Annotated in this window: 20 protein-coding genes; 12 read left to right on the top strand and 8 right to left on the bottom strand. The window is 63.4% G+C overall.

Translation table 11 applies throughout. The features are described 5' to 3' along the window. Positions 1 to 798 precede the first annotated feature (798 nt). Complete coding sequence (locus CH268_RS00005) at positions 799 to 1,128, top strand: hypothetical protein (protein ID WP_094661797.1); 330 nt, start codon at positions 799 to 801, stop codon at positions 1,126 to 1,128. Between the two features lie 481 nt (positions 1,129 to 1,609). Continuing rightward, positions 1,610 to 2,389: a hypothetical protein gene (locus tag CH268_RS00010; RefSeq protein ID WP_141215050.1), complete on the top strand. Its 780-nt coding sequence runs from the start codon at positions 1,610 to 1,612 to the stop codon at positions 2,387 to 2,389. A 97-nt stretch (positions 2,390 to 2,486) separates the two neighbouring features. On the opposite strand, the gene CH268_RS00015 is transcribed toward CH268_RS00010, so the two are convergent. Beyond that, positions 2,487 to 2,672, bottom strand: a complete 186-nt coding sequence (locus CH268_RS00015) for a hypothetical protein (RefSeq protein ID WP_094661801.1) — start codon at positions 2,670 to 2,672, stop codon at positions 2,487 to 2,489. Between the two features lie 647 nt (positions 2,673 to 3,319). On the opposite strand from CH268_RS00015, the gene CH268_RS00020 reads away from it, so the two are divergent. Then, positions 3,320 to 3,853: a DUF2599 domain-containing protein gene (locus CH268_RS00020; protein WP_094661803.1), complete on the top strand. Its 534-nt coding sequence runs from the start codon at positions 3,320 to 3,322 to the stop codon at positions 3,851 to 3,853. A 147-nt stretch (positions 3,854 to 4,000) separates the two neighbouring features. Here CH268_RS00020 and CH268_RS00025 read toward each other — a convergent pair whose 3' ends face one another. Further along, entirely contained in the window at positions 4,001 to 4,714 is a 714-nt protein-coding gene (locus tag CH268_RS00025) for a hypothetical protein (RefSeq protein ID WP_094661805.1), read from the bottom strand. Next, positions 4,711 to 5,316: a recombinase family protein gene (locus CH268_RS00030; RefSeq protein WP_255182248.1), complete on the bottom strand. Its 606-nt coding sequence runs from the start codon at positions 5,314 to 5,316 to the stop codon at positions 4,711 to 4,713. The genes CH268_RS00025 and CH268_RS00030 overlap by 4 nt, the downstream gene beginning before the upstream one ends. Positions 5,317 to 6,230: 914 nt before the next feature. Between CH268_RS00030 and CH268_RS00035 the strand changes: the two genes are divergently transcribed. From CH268_RS00035 to CH268_RS00080, 9 genes are all read left to right on the top strand, one after another. Further along, positions 6,231 to 6,716 (top strand): fluoride efflux transporter FluC, encoded by a 486-nt coding sequence (locus CH268_RS00035; RefSeq protein ID WP_027494245.1) that lies wholly within the window; start codon positions 6,231 to 6,233, stop codon positions 6,714 to 6,716. Then, positions 6,713 to 7,078, top strand: coding sequence for a fluoride efflux transporter CrcB (crcB, locus tag CH268_RS00040; protein WP_027494244.1), 366 nt, complete (start codon positions 6,713 to 6,715; stop codon positions 7,076 to 7,078). The genes CH268_RS00035 and crcB overlap by 4 nt, the downstream gene beginning before the upstream one ends. A 26-nt stretch (positions 7,079 to 7,104) precedes the next feature. Further along, the gene (locus CH268_RS00045; RefSeq protein ID WP_027494243.1) at positions 7,105 to 7,665 is read left to right on the top strand and encodes a universal stress protein; all 561 of its coding nucleotides are present in this window, start codon (positions 7,105 to 7,107) and stop codon (positions 7,663 to 7,665) included. Positions 7,666 to 8,032: 367 nt separating this feature from the next. After that, positions 8,033 to 8,911 (top strand): phosphatase PAP2 family protein, encoded by an 879-nt coding sequence (locus CH268_RS00055; RefSeq protein ID WP_051364869.1) that lies wholly within the window; start codon positions 8,033 to 8,035, stop codon positions 8,909 to 8,911. A gap of 312 nt (positions 8,912 to 9,223) precedes the next feature. Beyond that, a complete protein-coding gene (locus CH268_RS00060; protein ID WP_027494242.1) occupies positions 9,224 to 9,655 on the top strand; it encodes a MerR family transcriptional regulator in 432 nt (143 codons plus the stop codon). Next, positions 9,652 to 10,686, top strand: coding sequence for an arsenic resistance protein (locus tag CH268_RS00065; protein WP_051364866.1), 1,035 nt, complete (start codon positions 9,652 to 9,654; stop codon positions 10,684 to 10,686). Before CH268_RS00060 ends, CH268_RS00065 begins: the two co-directional genes overlap by 4 nt. Before the next feature lie 170 nt (positions 10,687 to 10,856). Continuing rightward, positions 10,857 to 11,762: a LysR family transcriptional regulator gene (locus CH268_RS00070; protein ID WP_230074817.1), complete on the top strand. Its 906-nt coding sequence runs from the start codon at positions 10,857 to 10,859 to the stop codon at positions 11,760 to 11,762. 69 nt (positions 11,763 to 11,831) lie between these two features. After that, the gene (locus CH268_RS00075) at positions 11,832 to 13,004 is read left to right on the top strand and encodes a TDT family transporter (protein WP_080729195.1); all 1,173 of its coding nucleotides are present in this window, start codon (positions 11,832 to 11,834) and stop codon (positions 13,002 to 13,004) included. A gap of 95 nt (positions 13,005 to 13,099) precedes the next feature. Next, complete coding sequence (locus CH268_RS00080; RefSeq protein ID WP_051364864.1) at positions 13,100 to 13,447, top strand: hypothetical protein; 348 nt, start codon at positions 13,100 to 13,102, stop codon at positions 13,445 to 13,447. A gap of 31 nt (positions 13,448 to 13,478) precedes the next feature. Here the strand turns inward: CH268_RS00080 and CH268_RS00085 are convergent, their stop codons facing one another. The 5 genes from CH268_RS00085 to CH268_RS00105 form a co-directional block, all read right to left on the bottom strand. After that, the gene (locus tag CH268_RS00085; protein WP_051364861.1) at positions 13,479 to 14,114 is read right to left on the bottom strand and encodes a uracil-DNA glycosylase; all 636 of its coding nucleotides are present in this window, start codon (positions 14,112 to 14,114) and stop codon (positions 13,479 to 13,481) included. Positions 14,115 to 14,618: 504 nt separating this feature from the next. Beyond that, on the bottom strand, positions 14,619 to 15,296 hold the full coding sequence (locus CH268_RS00090) for a zf-HC2 domain-containing protein (RefSeq protein ID WP_027494239.1): 678 nt from the start codon (positions 15,294 to 15,296) through the stop codon (positions 14,619 to 14,621). Then, the gene (locus CH268_RS00095; RefSeq protein WP_027494238.1) at positions 15,293 to 15,844 is read right to left on the bottom strand and encodes a sigma-70 family RNA polymerase sigma factor; all 552 of its coding nucleotides are present in this window, start codon (positions 15,842 to 15,844) and stop codon (positions 15,293 to 15,295) included. The genes CH268_RS00090 and CH268_RS00095 overlap by 4 nt, the downstream gene beginning before the upstream one ends. Further along, positions 15,845 to 16,831, bottom strand: a complete 987-nt coding sequence (locus tag CH268_RS00100) for a DUF302 domain-containing protein (protein WP_080729192.1) — start codon at positions 16,829 to 16,831, stop codon at positions 15,845 to 15,847. It abuts the gene before it with no gap. Positions 16,832 to 17,090: 259 nt separating this feature from the next. Continuing rightward, on the bottom strand, positions 17,091 to 18,080 hold the full coding sequence (locus CH268_RS00105) for a hypothetical protein (protein WP_052059180.1): 990 nt from the start codon (positions 18,078 to 18,080) through the stop codon (positions 17,091 to 17,093). Positions 18,081 to 18,157 lie beyond the last annotated feature (77 nt).

Consider the following 18,157-nt stretch of genomic DNA (forward strand, 5'->3'; position numbering starts at 1 on the left):
CGTGACCGGTCCCCCGGCCTGCTCTGCCAATTTCTTGTCGCCGTCATCTGGCGTGAGGAGAGACAGCAGCGCACGGGAACGACGGGGCAACGCCGCGGCTGAACAGTTTTCGTGGGAGCGCAGCGAGTGCGAGACGAAAAGTGTTCGGAGCCTTCGGCCGTAGCGCAGCGGAGCGAGGGGTTGAGGCGGCGGGCCCGGGTGATGCAGTATCGCCGGGAGCCAGATGTGCGACAAGAAATCGAATGCTCTTTCGCGGTGCGGAGCGCAGCGGAGCTCGGCTCGGGGGACGCCCGCAGGGCGGCCGGAACCGCCCGGCAGGCGGAAACACCCACACACTCGTCGGCGTCACCGGCTGCGGGCGACCACCTCCGACCTAAGGATCTCGCGGGGTGCCTGTGCGGGAGCGACGGAGACCGGCCACGCTCGGTATCGCGGTAGCCCGTCCATCCCCGGCGTGCCTGCAAGACCATCAGCGTGCGCCAGATAAGAAAAGGTAATACTTCGATTCGGGTATTACTAAAGATCGTTTGCGGAGTTTATCTAATTAACTTTTCGGCTTTACACAGCGTCTCAATTTTGGATTTAGATTTCAGGCCCAAATGATGCATGACCTGGCGTTACGCATCATATAGCCGGTGTTGACTTCGGTGCCGCGATCGAATAGTGTCCCTTTCGAGTATTCGAGCGAACGAGCCACCACGCGTCATTCAAGAAAGGAGCGAAGGGGTCAGCTGTGCCATTTTCGGACGCTCAGAGAAGGTGATTCAAACAAAACATTAACCAGAAAAAGGAAAAGAAATGAATTTCAAAGGGTTTAACTTAGATGAAGTTGTCGTGCTGATTGCGGCCATGCTGCTGTGGGCTGCTACATGTCTCCACCAGGGCTTTCATGCCTTTGCGAGGGCTGCCGATGCTGCTGTCGAGTGGATCGCGGCTGGGTGGCGTCGTTGGGCGACCTCGTTGTCGCCGGAGTCTGTCGAGAGGTTCGAGGCAGCGGTGCTGTGGCTCAGGCTTGTCGCTGACCTGGTCGCAGCGACTGGAAGCGGCGGTCTTCTCGTGGCGGTGATGACTGCGGCGGCAGCTGGACTGTCGGTCGCCTGCGCGTTGATCCAGAAGGCCAGGAGGTGATCACGGTCGGACCCGCGTCGCGCTGATGGCAGTCAGCGGGATGCCGTAGAACGAGGAAACCCGACACGAGGGCGGCCTACCCGATCCCATATCGGGAGCCGGTCCTCAGTGTCGGGCCTCGGCACCGTCCGGTCACAGACCCAGCTCCGAAGCCTGAGCGGTGCGACCGTTCCGCCATTGACGGAGCGACGTTGCGAGAACCACGTTATCGGTCGGGCGCGCTCGTTGACAAGGCCGATTCGGGGACTGGGGTACCTATCGAGCGGTTGGACCCCCCTTTATTGAGCGGTGCGATAGTATTACATCACCATTATCGCGGTTGTCGACGTCGAAAAGGAGGTGGACCTCGGTGGCATCTCGGCATCGGTTGTCGGAGGCGAATCGGTTGCTCGTCGACCCGAACCGACGACTCGGGGCTCCTGTTCGACGTGGTTTCGTGCTCGCGTCCAGCCAGTCGGGGCAATCGCCACTCTCAGCGCTGATGAGCAGTCAGCGGTCCTCGGGTGGGCGGGGCGGTAAGCAGCGGCTTGCACTGCTGCTCACTGCCTTGTGGGTGGCGGCGCGACCACCGTTCACCGTGAGCCATGCGGCCAGCTGGTGGGCAGACATGCTTGCCCTCGATGATCCTCGGAGTCGTGCGGCGACTCGGTCGGTGAACCAGAATTTGAAGGTGCTCGCGGAGCGCAAACACATCGTGCTGACACCGGGAAGTGCCGGGTATTCACCGACGGTTGAGGTGTTGAGCGAGCTGGGAACCAAGGAGTCGTATTCCAGGCCCAAGGGGTCGGACGGCGATCTGTACTTCCGGGTCCCTCCTGCGTTGTGGACGACTGGCCGAATCGGAGACCTCGACGGGCCAGGGCTGGCGATGTACGTCATTCTGCTCTCGCGGTACATCCCGTCGAAACCGCGGCCGGTGTGGTTCTCGGACAGAGCGTTCCGAGACGCTCATGGGTTCAGTGAGAACACCCGCTTGAGTGGGTTGAATCAGCTGGTCAATCTGGGTATGGCATCGATGGAAGAGGAATACGTCGACGCGCCCAAACTCGGTGGAGGCTACGGCACTACCCGGCGACGGCTGTACCTGCTCACTCCTCAGTACGCGCCGGCCGACAACAGGCCAGCGAAGGACAGGACAGCGGACACGGCCGCAGAGGAATCTGGCGTGCAGTTCGCCGAACTTTTCGCAGGCCTCCCGAACTCGAATCGTTGGCCGCCTGGTGATTCCGAGTCTGCAGCGTCAGGCGATGAGCTTTTTTGACGTGCGTGCAGTGATGGTGACTCGGCCGGGCCGAGTAGGTGCAGTCGGGGCCGAAGCTCGGAGCGGACCTACTCGGCCCGGCCGAGCGAGCCACCTTCTACGCTCGCGTGCGCGGTTCCGGCCATACGGTGAGGCCGGCCCTGCGCAAGCGCTCGTTGTCGAGTTCGCGGTAGATAGTGCCCCAGTTGGTGTTGAGGCTGCCGGCATGGGTTGCCAGCTGCTGGGCCAGGGCGGTATGGATCGCGCGTTCGAGGACGTCGTCTGAGATCGTTCTCGGAATCATCTGGTACTCCTTCGTCCTTCACGCCGTTCGGGATGAACAGCGCTCTACCTTTTCTGTCGGCTCACGAGCCAAACAGCAGGTCGATGTACGAAAGTTTCTTCTCGTCGACACTCGCCCAAGGACCCACCTGTGCGTTGTGGTGGAGCATGAGACGCGAACGTGTCCCCCAAGTAGACGAGGGCAATGCTGCGTCAAGGCCAGGATTTACGGTCTGCGTGAACAAAAAAGGCCCCCCGGCCGCGAACCAGGGGGTCTTCGAGTCCGGGGGGTCGGCACGCGACCACCAGGGCGTTGGTAACAGTCCCGCTGGAATGCGGCACCAATGTAAGACGCAGAGCGTCGAACAACCGTGAATCTTACGCCGATTACATGGGATTTTGGCAAGACCTGATGGCTGAACACCCTGAAAACAGGGGCGTGGACGTGGCCGCTCACGTGCCCGTAACTTTGTAACCCGCACGTAACATACCGATTGCTTCTGGATGGAATGATAGACCTTCTCCGGAACGACCAAACTGCCCACCAACGGACCGCGAATCTGTTGGAGCACATGGGAGTCGGCCAGAACCGGGGGTTGGTAACAAGGCCCGCCGGGCGGCAAATGCTGCCCGGCAGGTCTCCGTCTCTGCTGAAAGGTATCCAGACCCATGAAGCCTCTCGTCAGGCGATTTCTTGCGCCCTTTTTCATCCTCCTCGTAGCCCTGGGGGTCGGTGCTGTATCGCCGCCCCTCGCTGCGGCCGAGATCCCCGAGGTTCAGAACTGCGGGGCGAATACCTACGTGAAGAGCATCGACGTCAAGCCCAAGGAGGGGACGGACTCGAACTTTTACATCGTGGTGACGCCGACCGACTCCGCCCGAAAGAACGGTCTTGCGCAGAACCGAAACACCACGGTCTCGATGTGGCATCAGATTCAGTCGTGCGTTCCTGGGTTGTACGGGGACCTCGCGGACTCCATCTGGCAGCAGCTCGAATGCCACCAGCACTATGCGGTCGACAAGTGGACAGGCTCCACGTACGACCTCGAGACGTGGCGGTATCCCCTGAATGATGCAAACTACGTGACGTACGCCAATTCTCGTTGCCTCAACCGGGAATGGCTGTTCGGAGCCGAGAATGGGGATCCGACCGTTCTGTTGCCGACCAACGAATATTCCGGTAAAGGCGGTGGCGGCTGGTGACGTCTAGCCACGTCCAGTACCGCTGACGAATCAACTGCCTACCAGATGTGCCGGCCGCAGTGCGCTGCGGCCGGCACATCTTTGTCACGCTGCACGCCGCTGAACTGCGATCCCAACGGGAGCTTGTCATCGACACAACTGTGTTGCTTAGCTTTCAGCAGTAGGCGGCAATCCGGTGCCCGACGACGAAGCTGATAGAAACTCAGGCCCTGGTAGGACTACCCATCCGACCGCCCGTGCGGCCCGATCAACGTGCCTGGGCATCGGGAAGTGAGCACATCGAATGGCGATGAGGCGATCCTGATCGACATCCAAGGTTCGCGCGTCGAAAGCAACTTCGGGTCGGCCGGGAAGCTTCAAATACGTTGGGGGAAAGTTAAACTGCCCCGACGGCGTTAGATACATCTCCAGGTACATACGCTCGTGCCAACCTTCTTCAGGCACCCGGATAAGGATGACGTTGGCACCCCCGCGCTCGGGGGATTTGGTGTACGGCGCATATTGCGCAGGCGGTTTGGTGATCATGTATTGCAACAGAGCGGGACCGACGATCTCGCCTGGTTTCGCGAGCAGGACGTCTCCTATCGCTGCCGCGCGGCTGCCTTCCTGTGGTTCGACGTGCATGCGCCCGGATGCATGGTAGGAGTGCTTAGTCCTGACCGCCTTCATCGATTCCCAGCCTTCGGGAGCGGTCAGAGTGATGGTTGGGGAGCCGGCCGGGAGCAATGCCGCGGGCCGGTCGAGGGAGCCTTCTGCATTGAACCAGTAGAGGTCATGGGTCGACTTGAGCTCGAAAGTTGTTATGGCTCTATAGTCGTCGGTTTCGCCGCGGGCAAACAACACCCGAACTTTTGCACTCATAGCGCCCCAGTGGCGTTGGGCGCTTGAGCCGTTACCGGGGAGAAGTGCCTGTACAAAGTGCGCTTGCTGACTCCGAGCACATCAGCGATATCGCCAATAGTTCTGCCCTGGTTGCGCATTCGTGTTGCCTCTCGCTTCTTGGTGACGGTGAGGGCCGGTGGGCGTCCGCCGATTTTTCCTCGCTCGCGGGCTGCGGCGAGGCCTGCGTGTGTGCGTTCGCGGAGAAGTTGTCGCTCGAAGCTGGCGAGTGCACCAAAGATGTGGAAGATGAGTTCTCCACCGGCGGTGGTGGTATCGATCTGTTCGGTGACCGATGCGAACGCCACTCCCCTGGCCTTGAGGTCTGCGATGAGCTCGATGAGATGGGGAAGGTTACGGCCGAGCCGGTCGAGTCGCCAGACGGTGAGCACGTCACCGGGCAGGAGAATGTCGAGCAGTTCGGTCAACGCTGGGCGGGTGGTGGTGGACCCGCTCGCAGTGTCGGTGAAGATACGTTCGCAACCGGAAGCTCTCAGCGCGTCGCTCTGTAGATCGAGGTTCTGTTCGGCGGTCGAGACCCTGGCGTACCCGTATTTGTGGCCCACAGCGGTCAACTGTGCCACAACTCATCTACTCCTTGGTTCTGACACGCCAGGGTTTAGCCTACGTTTTTGGCACCATGCGGCGGCTGGTCGCTCGATCGGCCGTGTCAGTTTCAGAAGACGACTGCACTAGTTCAGAAGACGACTGCACTTACCCACCACACGGGAGCGCCGGTCAGTAGCATTCATCCCGCCGAGCTACGCGTACAACCACCATATAGAACAGCTTCTGTGATCGAAAAGTCCTCGATCTACCAGTGAACATGATTGCCCTCGACACGTCGTGTGTGTTCCCTTGGAGTCTTTGACTTTGACGTAGCTCGTCACCGGTATGTTGAGTGCGCTTGTGCGCCAGACGTTCTATGCGTTCGATTCGAAGTATCCCGATTCACTCTCGACCTACTGCAGTGGGGTTAAATTGGGTGGCGCAGTTCATGTTCGAGTGTGGTCTAGTCGACTGCGTGTCGATGCGGCGTGGCAATGAACCTCGGTTCCGAGCCTGGTGCCCGCTCTGAGTTCGACGACAATGCTGTGTTCGGCGAAATGTTCAGCGTCTTGGTGACGCCGTGTGCCACGTACCCGTGTTGAGAAGATCGCGGTGGTCGGCGGATCGGGAATACCGGGCTTGATACGCGAACACAGGTGTCCAATCCGACCCGTTGCACGGCCGGTGCCGTCGTGGCCGGTGCCGTCGTGGCCGTTAGTCGAGCTCAACAACCGGGTTCGGTTGTTGAGCTGCAGCGCTGGCACATAGACACCTCGGCCTGCTGACCGAGAATCTCGAACGTACATCGGATCTGCTTGGGTCGATCCCTGGTCAGGCTATAGTGGTGTCCGGCGATGGATCTCCGCCGAGACCGCCCCGTAGGGGGTTGTCTGAACCGCCCCAACCCTGGGGCTGATGGCTCCTTTCCCTGAGTGGAAGGAGTCTGTCCATGAACGGCCATCACGACCCGAATCCGACCCTACCGGTCGATCCCGACAGTGCGCCCCCAAGCCCGCTGCATGCGCGAGCGTCCGCGATCGCCGCCGTCGGTGTCGGTGGATTGGTCGGGGCCCCGCTCCGATACCAACTCGGACTGTGGTGTTCCTCTGCCGCGAGTGGCTGGCCGGTGACGACCTTCGCTATCAACATCGTCGGGGCGTTCCTGCTCGGAATGCTGCTGGAGGGATTGGCTCGCCTGGGCCCGGACACAGGGTGGCGGCAGCGGGTCCGGCTGTTGGTGGGCACCGGGATGCTCGGTTCGTTCACTACCTACAGCACACTGGCCGTCGATACCGATCTGTTTCTGCGCAGCCATCAGTGGTGGGCCGCCGGCAGCTACGCGGCCGGCACCGTACTGGTGGGTCTGGTCGCCACCACCGCCGGAATCGCGATCGCCGCGCGACTGCGGACACGGCCCGCGGAGGCAACACAATGACGACACTCTGGATCGCCTGCGCGGGCAGTGCAGGGGCGATCGTCCGTTTTGTGCTCGACGGGGCCATCAGGCACCGCCGGGCGTCGGATTTTCCCTGGGCGACAGCGATCATCAACGTGACCGGATCACTGCTCCTCGGATTCGTCACCGGACTGATCCTTTTCCACGGACTACCCCAGGAACTTCAGCTGATCGTGGGCATCGGTTTCTGCGGCGGGTACACCACCTTCAGCACCGCCAGTTTCGAGACGGTGCGGCTGATCCAACGTCAGAAGTACATCGCTGGCGTGTTGAACGCGGTCGGCACCCTGCTGGTGACTGTCGTCGCCGGCGGTGCCGGTCTCGTCCTGGCTTCCGTATGAGGAGAAAACAATATGAGGAGAAAACAATGACCGAGGACGATCCCAGCCACGCCTCCTGCGACGACCTAGGGGACTGGCGCGCTCCGCTACAGGTGGACGGCCCCGCCGCCTCGGTAGAACCGGTGTGCCACCTGGTCGTGGGGTTCGACCGGCACCCAGCAAGCCACGCTGCCTTGACCTACGCGATGGACCTTGCCGGTCGACTGAACGCGTTCCTGCATGTAGCGCACATCGTCGACACCGATGACCTGCCGATCGACCCGGACAGCGACGACTGGGAACAACGCATCGCCGACGCTGTCGAACAAGAGCGCCGCGAGGCATGCGCGATGCTGGCCGCCATCCCCGGGAACTGGGCGTTCTACTCGAGGCGGGGCAACCCGGCTCGACTGTTGACCACGATCGCCGACGCCAACGACGCCCTGATGATCATCATCGGTACCACCCGCGGCGGGATGATGTCACTGGTGGAGAGGGCCGTCGGCGAATCGGTGTCCGCGACACTCGCCCGCCACGCCCACCGCCCGGTCCTCCTCGTCCCCGCTACCGATAGGCAGCATAGTGACGCAGCCCAAACACGCCGGTGACCCATCCGCCGCACCGGGTTCCCGCCGCGCGCTTCCAGAAAGAAATCCACCGAACCGCCACGACCATCGATGGGGGGCGTGTCGGTTCGTTGTCGCGTTCGGGACGGTCAGCATGCTCGCGGACTTCGTCTACGAAGGTGCCCGCTCGATCACCGGCCCCCTCGCCTCGCGGGGGGCTACCGCCTTCGTCGTCGGGGTGTGGTCACCGCATCCGACGAGGTCGCAGCGCTGATGGTGCGCTCGGTCTCCGGCCCGGTGGCATACACCAAGCCGCCGCTTCTGGGCGTCGACGTTTCCGGTTACGCCCACCCCGTCATCGCCGTGCACTTCCTCTGGATCGCCGGCGCACTGGCGCGTCTGCGTTCTCGTGATCGACGAACGGAGCGGCAAAGCCATCCGTTCCCCAGCCGAAAACCGATCTGCTCTACGACATTCGATTCCCGCGTCGCTCACCGTCGTTCCCGCAATCCAGGTCATCGCAGTGGCCGCCCTACTCGCCACCGGTCGTCGCCGCACCTGGCACCCCACCGTCCATCCCACGCAACCCAACCAAGGAAAGTCACCTATGTTTCCTGCTCGTCCGTGGATTCGGCCGTTTGCCGCCGCTCTGCTCGCATTTGCCGCACTGCTCGCCGCCGGCACTCTCGCCTCCACCACTGCTGTGACAGAGGCGGGTCTGCGGTTCCACGACCGTATCGCCCTTCATCGCGCCGGCTGGGCCACTGCCCTCGCCGAATTTGTCACGGACTGCGCACAACCGGTCGTCGGAATCGTGGTGGCGATCGGTATCGCCGCATGGCTCACGTGGAGAGGCCGACGGGTCGACGCGGCATGGGCCCTGGCAGTGATGGCATCTACCCTCGTCGTGTCGACAATCGCGAAATACAGCATCCGCGAACCCCGTCCCCCGCAACGGTTCTGGCTGATTCCTCCCGACACCGTGTGGTCGTTCCCGTCTGGACATACAGCGGTGGCTGCGGCCATGATCGGGCTTGTGGTCCTGCTCACCGCTCGGGCGCACGTAATTGTCCGGCGGTTGGCCCGCACGACATCAGTGCTGTTCGCGCTCGCCGTCGCTGCCTCCCGGCTGTACCTCGGCGTACATTTCCCGCTCGACGTCGCCGCGAGCATTCTTGCCGCCAGCACTGCGCTCCTCGCACTGTGGACCATGTGGTCGATCCCTCCGGTCCGACACTGGGTCAATGTCCGGCTCGGACCGACCCCTCAGGCAGCCTCACCCGACTGATCGCGGACCCACTCCGACTCCGAGCACTACGTGACGGGAAGGTGAATACAAGTCCGCCGTCGACCGTCCGCGGCTGGTAGCGCAGGTGAGGATCGTTGCCCACAACTCGATACCCTCAGGTTGGTCAGCCGTTGAGAGCGTGCACGCCGACGGGGCCTTCATCTCGCTGAGAGGCGTCAGGTCTAGACGGATGAGCGCCCGGACGTCCGGGCGCGGTCTCGCTGGGAACATGGCCCGACGTTAGCCCCAGCACCTGCGTGGAAGGTCAAGGATTTGACCTTCCACCCGACTCGAAGGTTTATCCTCGTGCGCATGTCCGCTCTGCGCATTTCACAGCTGTCATCGGCGACCGGCGTCCCGGCGACCACGCTACGGTTCTACGAAAGCGAGGGCCTGCTCCCGGCGGACCGTTCGGCGAACGGTTACCGCGTTTACGACGACCGCGCTCGGCAACGCTTGGCGTTCATCACCGCCGCCAAGAGCCTGAACCTGTCGCTGCCGGAGATCAAACTTCTCCTTCGTGTCTGGGAGAAAGACTCCTGCGCAGCAGTCAAAGCCGAACTCGGCCCCGCCATCGAGTCCCACATCGCGCACGCCAACGAATCGATCGCTCAATTGACCGCTCTGCGTGAGAGTTTGACCGACGCGCTGGCCCGGCTCGGGGACACACCCGACGCGCCGACGCCATGCAATCCGGACTGCACCTGGCTGATCTCAGCGAACACCGCGGTGGGCACCGCATGAACATATCGAGCACCACCTCGGTGGTGGCGTGGCTGGAGAAGTTCCAGATCCCGCTCTACCTGCTGGCCCTGCTCATCGGTGGCGGTGTCGGTTTGGGTGCGCCGTCGTCGGCGCATGCGTTCGAGATTGCTATCAATCCGGTACTGATCGTGTTGCTCTACGCTACGTTCCTCGCGGTTCCGTTCTCCGCCATCGGCGCATCGCTGCGCGACGGCACATTCTTGCTCAGCGTCGTAGTACTGAATTTCGTGCTCGTTCCAATCGTCGTATTCGCTCTGACCCGGTTCGTTGCTGCTGATCAGGCGGTACTCGTCGGTGTGCTGTTGGTGTTGTTGGCTCCCTGCATCGACTACGTCATCGTCTTCAGTGGGTTGGCCGGTGCAGCGTCGGAACGGCTCCTCGCGAGCGCGCCGCTGTTGATGTTGTTGCAGATCGCGTTCCTGCCGCTCTACCTGTGGTTGTTCGTCGGGTCCGAGCTGGTGGAGATCATCGACATTGCACCGTTCGTCGAAGCGTTCGTGCTGTTGATCGTTGTTCCTCTGGTGTTGGCGGCCCTGACGCAAGCACTTGCGCGTCGTCGGCGTATCGGCACCCAGATCATGGATGTGATGGCCGCGGCGATGGTGCCGGTCATGATGGCCACTCTTGCCGTCGTCGTGGCGTCGCAGATCGACGCAGTCCGCTCCGAAGGCTCCCAGCTGTTTGCCGCGGTGCCGATCTTCGTCGCGTTCCTGGTCATCATGGCGGTTGTCGGATGGGCGACGGCCAGAGTGACCCGCCTGGACGTCCCGGACGCTCGGGCCTTGATCTTCTCCGGTGCCACCCGAAATTCGTTGGTCGTTCTGCCGCTGGCGCTCGCGCTGCCACCAGCACTGTCTCTTGCTGCCGTGGTCGTGGTGACGCAGACACTGGTGGAGCTGATCGGAATGGTCGCCTACGTCCGACTCATCCCCTGCCTTGTCCCAGCTCACGCTGCGAGAGCACCGGTGAAGTTCGAAACAACTCGCACGAACCAAGGCAATCCTGGGTGACGAGAACTGGATAAAAGCAGGTGGCGTCAGTGAGGGTGAACGAACCACGGGATCCAGTGCCGCGACCCCGTTCCACTTCCCGCGAGCATTGAGCATCGAATGGGGACTTTTCCGGCAAACGCGCCTGTGGGCTCCGCGCCCGCTACGACTGCAGTCTCTACGCTGGCACCGTGCCCCTGCCGACCCATGTGACCGACCTGATCAGCTACGAATTATTGCTGTCCGTCGCCGAGCTGGGAAGCATCGGACGCGCAGGGGAGGCGCATGACATGTCGCAGCCAGCGGCGAGCGCACGCCTGAAAGCACTCGAAAGCCGCATCGGGGTAGCACTCCTGCATCGCGGGCAGCGAGGTGCCACCCTCACCGCAACCGGCGAACTGGTCGCCGGCTGGGCCGAGCGCGTCATCGCCGAAGCCGCCGAGCTCGCCACGAGCATCGCAATGCTGCGCACCGACCGCCACAGCCACATTCGTATCGCCGCAAGCCTCACCATCGCCGAATACCTCATACCGCGATGGCTCATCACACTGCGCTCCCACGACACTTCCATCACACCGACTCTCACCTCCGGAAACTCTGTCGACGTAGCCGCATCGGTGCTCGACGGCCGCGCCGACATCGGATTCGTCGAAAGCCCCGATCTGCCCAGCGGACTCCACTCGAAGGACGTTGCCCGCGACGAACTCGTCGTCGTCGTCGCCCCCGATCATCAATGGGCTCGACGAACGATCACGGCGAGCGAACTGGCCGCGACACCGCTGGTCACCCGCGAACCCGGGTCCGGCACACGTCTCGCGCTCGAACGTGCGCTCCGGACTGCGGGCCCACTCGCCGCGCCACTGCTCGAGGTGTCCTCCACCACTGCCATCAAAGCTGCCGTCATCGGCGGCCTCGCACCGGCCGTACTCAGCTCCCTCGCGGTATCCGCCGAGATCGCCGCCGGAACGCTGGCCCGCGTTCACACAGAGGGGCTCGACCTGCGCCGGTTCCTGCGTGCCGTGTGGCCCGCGGGCCGTGAACTGCGAGGACCGTCGAGCGACCTGCTCGTCGTCGCCCTCAAATCCCCGCAGTCATAACCTGAGGTTGGGACCGGCCAGGTAATCGGTGTCTACCGGTGACGACTGTGTGCGAGGACGCTGGAAGTCATGACCACGACAGCTCTGCACCGCTCCTCCATCACGTCTCGGCGCGGCGACGATACCGAGCGGCCGCGCAAGTGGCCGGTGCTCTCCGACCTCGACCACCCGAGCCAGATCTTCGAACACATCACCCCCAACTGGTTCGCCTCGGTCATGGGCACCGGTATCGTCGCCAACGCCGCCGCCACCCTGCCCGCCCACATCCCCGGACTGCACGTGTTCGCAACGATCGTGTGGATCGCAGCGTCGGTCGCCTTGATCACACTCTCCGGTGCCTTCGCAGTGCACTGGATCCGACACCGGCAGTATGCGCGTGAGCACGCCGCGCATCCGGTGATGGTGCAGTTCTACGGCGCACCCCCCATGGCGCTGCTGACCGTCGGTGCCGGGACGATGCTGCTGGGCAAAGACGTCATCGGAGCGGCGCCCGCAACCGTGATTTTTGCCGTCCTGTGGACCGCTGGCACAGCCCTCGGGCTGATCACCAGCATTCTCGTGCCCTACCTGATGATCACCGCCCACGATCACCAGACCGCCGTCGCACTCCCGGCGTGGTTGATGCCCGTCGTACCGCCGATGGTGTCCGCCTCCACCGGTGCGCTGCTGCTCCCTCATATCGCGGATGGGCAATGGCGCCTGGCCATGCTGTCCGGTTGCTACGCGATGTTCGGGCTGTCACTGATCATCGGAATGCTGACCATGACGCTCATCTACGGACGGCTCGTCCACGGCGGAATCCCGCCGGTCCAGGCAGCACCGACGGTGTGGATCACCCTCGGCATGATCGGTCAATCGATCACCGCCGCGAACCTGCTCGGCAACGATGCACCCTTGGTGTTCACCGGCGAGACCGCCTCCGTCGCAACCGGCCTGCACGTGTTCGGCATTCTGTACGGACTGACGATGGGCGGCTTCGGCGTCTTGATGTTCACCCTCGCAACCGCCCTCACCATCCATGCCGCCCAGAAGGGACTGACATTCTCACTGACCTGGTGGTCGTTCACCTTCCCCATCGGCACCTGCGTCACCGGTGCCACTGCCCTCGGCGGCGCTCTGGGGTCGGCCGCGGTCGAGGCCCTTGCAATCGGACTGTATGCGGCCTTGCTCGCAGCCTGGGGCACAGTCGCCGCCCACACTCTCCGCGGCAGCGTGCAAGGAAAACTTTTTCAACCCAGCTGAACCGACCGCCGGGTAGTACCCACTCGGAACGCTGATACCGAACGAACAGCGTTGATCCAATCGACCACTGACCCCGGAAAGGACTCACGATCACGATGAACACACCGAATGCAGACACACCGACTTCCGATACCCCGAGACGGGGCAGCCGCGGACGCGTCTGGGCACGAGTCACCGAAAATTATCTGACCTGGCTGTTGCTGATGGCGGGAACAGCTGCTGCGGGGGCCTTTCTCACGGCCCTCGCCGGCGGGTTCGAGGGCTGGACCGTCGTCGCAGCGATCGTGACAGTGGTGCTGTTCGCGGGATGTTGGTTCTCATATCGAGACGGTGCACGCCGGGGTGCCGCCGAACCACACATCATCCAGTACCACCCCGACAGCCCGGACGAGGTGATCGACATCGACACCGACACCGGCGAACGCCAGCCCCACCAGGACTGACCGGTCGGAGGCAGCAGCAGCACGATCCGCCCTACCTCAGCACAGTGCGGGGTTCAGGTGCCTTCTCCAGGTGCGTTGCGACCGACAGTGCTGCGTTGATCAACCGCTGGCGAGCAGCCGCCGGTGCGTGTGCGTTGCGAGCCGAGGGGTGCGGTGCCGCTATCACCGGGAGGAGGCGGGTGGGAGCAGATGCAGTGATGACGCGCATGTAGCCATCGAGAGCCTTCGCACCAAGAACGAAAACCACCTCCAGTTTCGGCAGCAAGGCCATAAGCTCGCCGACATATGGGCCCGCCTCACCGAGAACGGATGCCGTCGGCGATACCGGATGACCGGCGTCATCGAGCACTGCCCACGGCACAATATTCCACTTGACGCACTGCACCCGGTCGATACCCGCGTCGGCGAACACCGATTTCAGCACGGGGTTCGTTCGATCTGGATTGTCGAACGAACACATGTTGGTCCCGCCCGGACGTATCGTTTTCGGCCCCGGAGACTCCAACAGCACCAGACAGCGAGCCGCGTCGCCGCCGTCGTCGGGATCGAACAGTGGAATGGACCGTGCAGTGTCGATCCTCCATCGCAACACCGACGCATTGAGTGAGCGGACCGGGGCATCGTGCGCTCGGGCGTGCTTTCCGGACCACACGTCATCATCTGTCATACGCCGCACTCACTGCTGACCCACGCCACACGTACTGCTGGCCATGGGGAAACGCACCGTGAGCCGTAGACGCCAGCTCTCGGTGGCTCGCCTCGACGACCACTGCTGAGCGTTTGACGACTCCGCTGCCTGAACACACCTATGAGATAACCACGACAGGCCGTGTGGTGCCTATTGCACCCGTCTTCTCATCGACTTCGATTCCAGATCAGGTCGGATACCCCCTAGGGTACTTACATACCCCCCTTGGTATATGCCACAGTGGGTACCGAACCGACCGAAAGTATGCACGACTTTTCTGGAATGAGTCCGGAAAACGAGCGACGGACCGATGCGGTGCGGCGAACGCAGAGCCAGCGCGTTCGGACTCGGATGTCGATCCGGGGTACGTCGTCAGCGTCCCGATCTCACTCGACCGCGGTCCAGCCGTTCGGGCGGCCACGCGACCGACACGCTGTCCGAGGCACCGCATCGAAACCTGCCCGTGTCCGTGACGACTCGGTCTCAGCGAGAGGCCCGCGCGATCGTGTTGCCCGCCGGATCGTCGATCACGATCGAGTGGATGTCCTCGACAGAAAGGGACGTTGCGCCGGTCACCGCTGCTGCTCGGCTCGCGGTGACCGACCATTGAGCTGCTTGTTGTCGAGTCCCGTCGTTGCCGACCACTTGCAGAGTGAGGATGCCTGCGCCGGGGAGTTGTTGAACGTCGACGTCGATCGATGTGCCCCAGGCTTTCGTGGTGAGCTCGAGGTCACCTGTGGCCCCGACGGTGCTCGACAGAACGAGCGGGCGGGCACCCGCATCGTTCACCGTTGTCGAATCGTCGGAGCGGGCGAGGGTACTGAGCGGGACGATCGCCGCAGCGACTCCCAGAACGAGGGTCGCCGACACCGCAGTCCACACTCGCCGCCGCCTCTTCTCGGAGGTCCGTTGATGCCTCATCGCGCTCAGCAGGTGGTCGAGTCGCTGGTCTGCACCGGCCGTCGAGTGCACCGGTGAGAGATCTGCTGGCTGCCTGCGACGTCGAAGCACTCCTGCGACGGGTGCCAGGACGTCGATTTCGGTTCGGCAGGCAAGGCAGTCGTCGAGGTGTCGTCGTACCGCTGCTCGGTCGTCGCGCTCGAGTCCGTCGAGTACGTACGCCCCGAGCAGTGGTCGGATCTCGTCGTGCGCTGAGCTCATGGAATCAATCCCAACTCGTCGAAGATCCGGCGTAGGGCACGCACAGCGTAATAGGAGCGGGACTTGACCGTGCCGACCGCGATATCGAGGTGCGCGGCCACTTCGGAGACGGTTCGACCCTCGTAGTAGATGAGCACGATGACTGCTCGATGCTCCTCGGACAACCGACGCAGCGACTCGTCTATGAGCCACCCGTCGAGGACCCCGCCCAATTCGTCGTCGATGCACTCGGCGGCGAGTGCGATCTGATCGTGGACGAGAGTCGGCCTGCTCGTGCTCGCCCGCCACTGATCGGTGAGTACGTTTCGCGCGATGGTCATGAGATAGGACCGCGTCGATGCTGCCGTCACATCGATGCGGTCGATCCCGCGCCACGCGCGCAACATCGTCTCCTGGACGATGTCCTCACACTGCTCGCGGGTCTGGGTGTAGCGGCTGACGAATCGAGTCACTGCGTGCTGGTGCTCGCGGAAGAGCGCCGACATGGCGACTTCGGACGCATCGACGAGCTGGTGGTTGTGCTGTGAGCCGGATTCGACACCGTCCACCTAACTGCCCGAGCCGGAAGCGGCATCGGTGAAACCGGTCGTGGCGGCGGCGACCATGTCGAGAACAGGATTGGTCGGCGAGATCGAATGCCGAGCGGCGAGTACACGGATATCGGGGTGAGCCACGTGAACGATCCCTTCGGCATCCTGCCACGCCACGTATCGGGCGGGGAGGTCGATCCCCATGGTCTGCTGCGCTCCGACCAGCGCAGTCGAGACCGCAGGATTACCGACGTAGGTGACCATGGTGGGCCTCAGAGGTGTCTCGGCAGCGGCGGACGCGAGATCGACGGTTGCGACTGTGGGCTGATTCTTGGCCGCGAACGCTGCCTCGTATCGGGCAATGGACGCTGCAACCGATGCATCACTGGTCTTCTCGACCAGGTATCCCGGCGCTGCGGACACATCGGTGCCCTCTGCGGCGGCCGCCGAGGATCCCGTCGCATCGGACGCGGTCGATGCCGAGCCGGCCCGGAGTCCGTCGAGGGCGTCGGACGAGACCGGGATGCCTGCGAGCGTCGCGATGTACTCGGCGGAGTTGTATGCCAGAAACACCGTTCCGTTGGCGGCCTGCCAGACCAGGTACTTCTGTGGAAGGTCGATCGCGGCCCGTTGGTCCGCGGCGATCAACGGCGACGCCGCTTTCGGATTCCCCCCGATCACCACGGTGGTCGGGCGGATCGTCTCACCTGCTCCCTGTGCCAACTTCTCGAAATCCACAGTGGCTGCCACAGCTCCCGCCGTCTCCAGCGCGCGCTGTACCCGAGAGACCGTGTCACTCACAGAGTAGTTACTGGCGTACACCACCAGTCCGGGTTCGGACGGTGCCACATCGGGTGTCGCAGCCTTCGCGTCCGCCGACGTGGACACCGGAGTGCTCGACACCGCCACCGAACCGGTGGGTTCGGTGGAACCGCACCCGGCGAGGGCGATCACCGCCGCCGACGCGAGCAGCGACGTTGCCATACGGAACCTTGAAGTGCTCATCACGTGTCCTGTCCTCGTGCCCACGCCAGCGGTGGGCTTCACTGTGGTGTACGCACACCGAGCCTGAGGGGTTCACCCGAACCGAAGTTCCCTCCGGCGATTGCTCCCGGAATGTCGGTGCACCGGAGGGCGACACAGTCGAGTTCACGCAAGCGGAGATCTGATCGATCGGTTCACCCCGGTCTCGTCGAGCGTCTCCACGCCACAGAAGCGGCCTGAACGGGTGCAGGGACCATCTTCGCGGCACGAACGGCCGACCTCACGGCGGCACTTCTGCCTCGACGAATTCGAGAAGCCGCTTCAACAGTGAATCCGCACGCTCTTCGACGTCGTCGAGCGTCGAATCGACGCCACCGAGTAGCTGGTGTGCGTCTCGGCGTGCCCGAGTCCCGTGTTCGTAGTAGCCGGGGTCGAGTAGCGAAGCCGAGGCGGGCTTGGGTACGAGATCTGTGCTCGGCTGCCGTGCCTGCACCGAATGGTGTCGGTGCACAGGTGCTCGTCCGTCCAGGTGCGCTCGAACGATGTCGGCGACCGCATGGGCGGTAAGTGCAGTCGCAGTCAGCGGGGTGTGACCCCACCGGTCGATTGCGGTCGACAGCGGCTGTCGACCGGCCGGATCGACGTACCGGTCGAATCCGCTGAGCCCGGTACCGCCCACGGCATCGAGAGCGTCGGCGAGCATTCGAGTGTTCGGGTACCGCGTGTGATGGCCCAGCACCTCCAACCAGCGCTGGAACACCGTCCGCGGCGAGATACCCGTCTCCATCAGTGCGAGAGGAGTGACGGTGCGAACGCCGCGGCCTGTGTCGATACGAAGGGCATCGATCCTCGGATCGGCGGTGACGTCGCAGGGCCGCAGGGCCGCGATCTGGGTGTACGGCAGACCGGTCGAGGCAAAGACCAGGACGAGGGCGTCTCGCCGCGCGAACAGTTCGGACGGCCAACCGGATTCGGGGAGGCGCGCGATGACGCCGCCGATCACGGCTGCCAGCTCGTGCAGGCGCGCCGTACGCGCCACGTCCAGCGCAGCCCGGACGACCTCCGCACGGCCCGGCTGGGGTAACAGGTGCCGGGAATGGGCGGCGTCGATCACCGCGATCCGGCGGCGCTGGGTCGTGGACGCCGCGGGGTGCGCCGAGAGGAACCGAGCAAGTGAATCCGGGGAGGCCGCCAGTGGTGTTTCGTCATGGGCGGTGCACCAGTCCTCGAACAGTGACCACGTGTGCCGATCCCGCTTCGGCACCGCCACGTTCGTGATATCCGCTGGTCGAATCGAACCGGTGCAGTCGTCGTGGTCAGCATCTACCCCGGTCGCCCTATCGGCGT

The organism is Rhodococcus sp. 06-1460-1B (assembly GCF_002258475.1).
In the GTDB taxonomy this organism is placed as follows: domain Bacteria; phylum Actinomycetota; class Actinomycetes; order Mycobacteriales; family Mycobacteriaceae; genus Rhodococcoides; species Rhodococcoides fascians.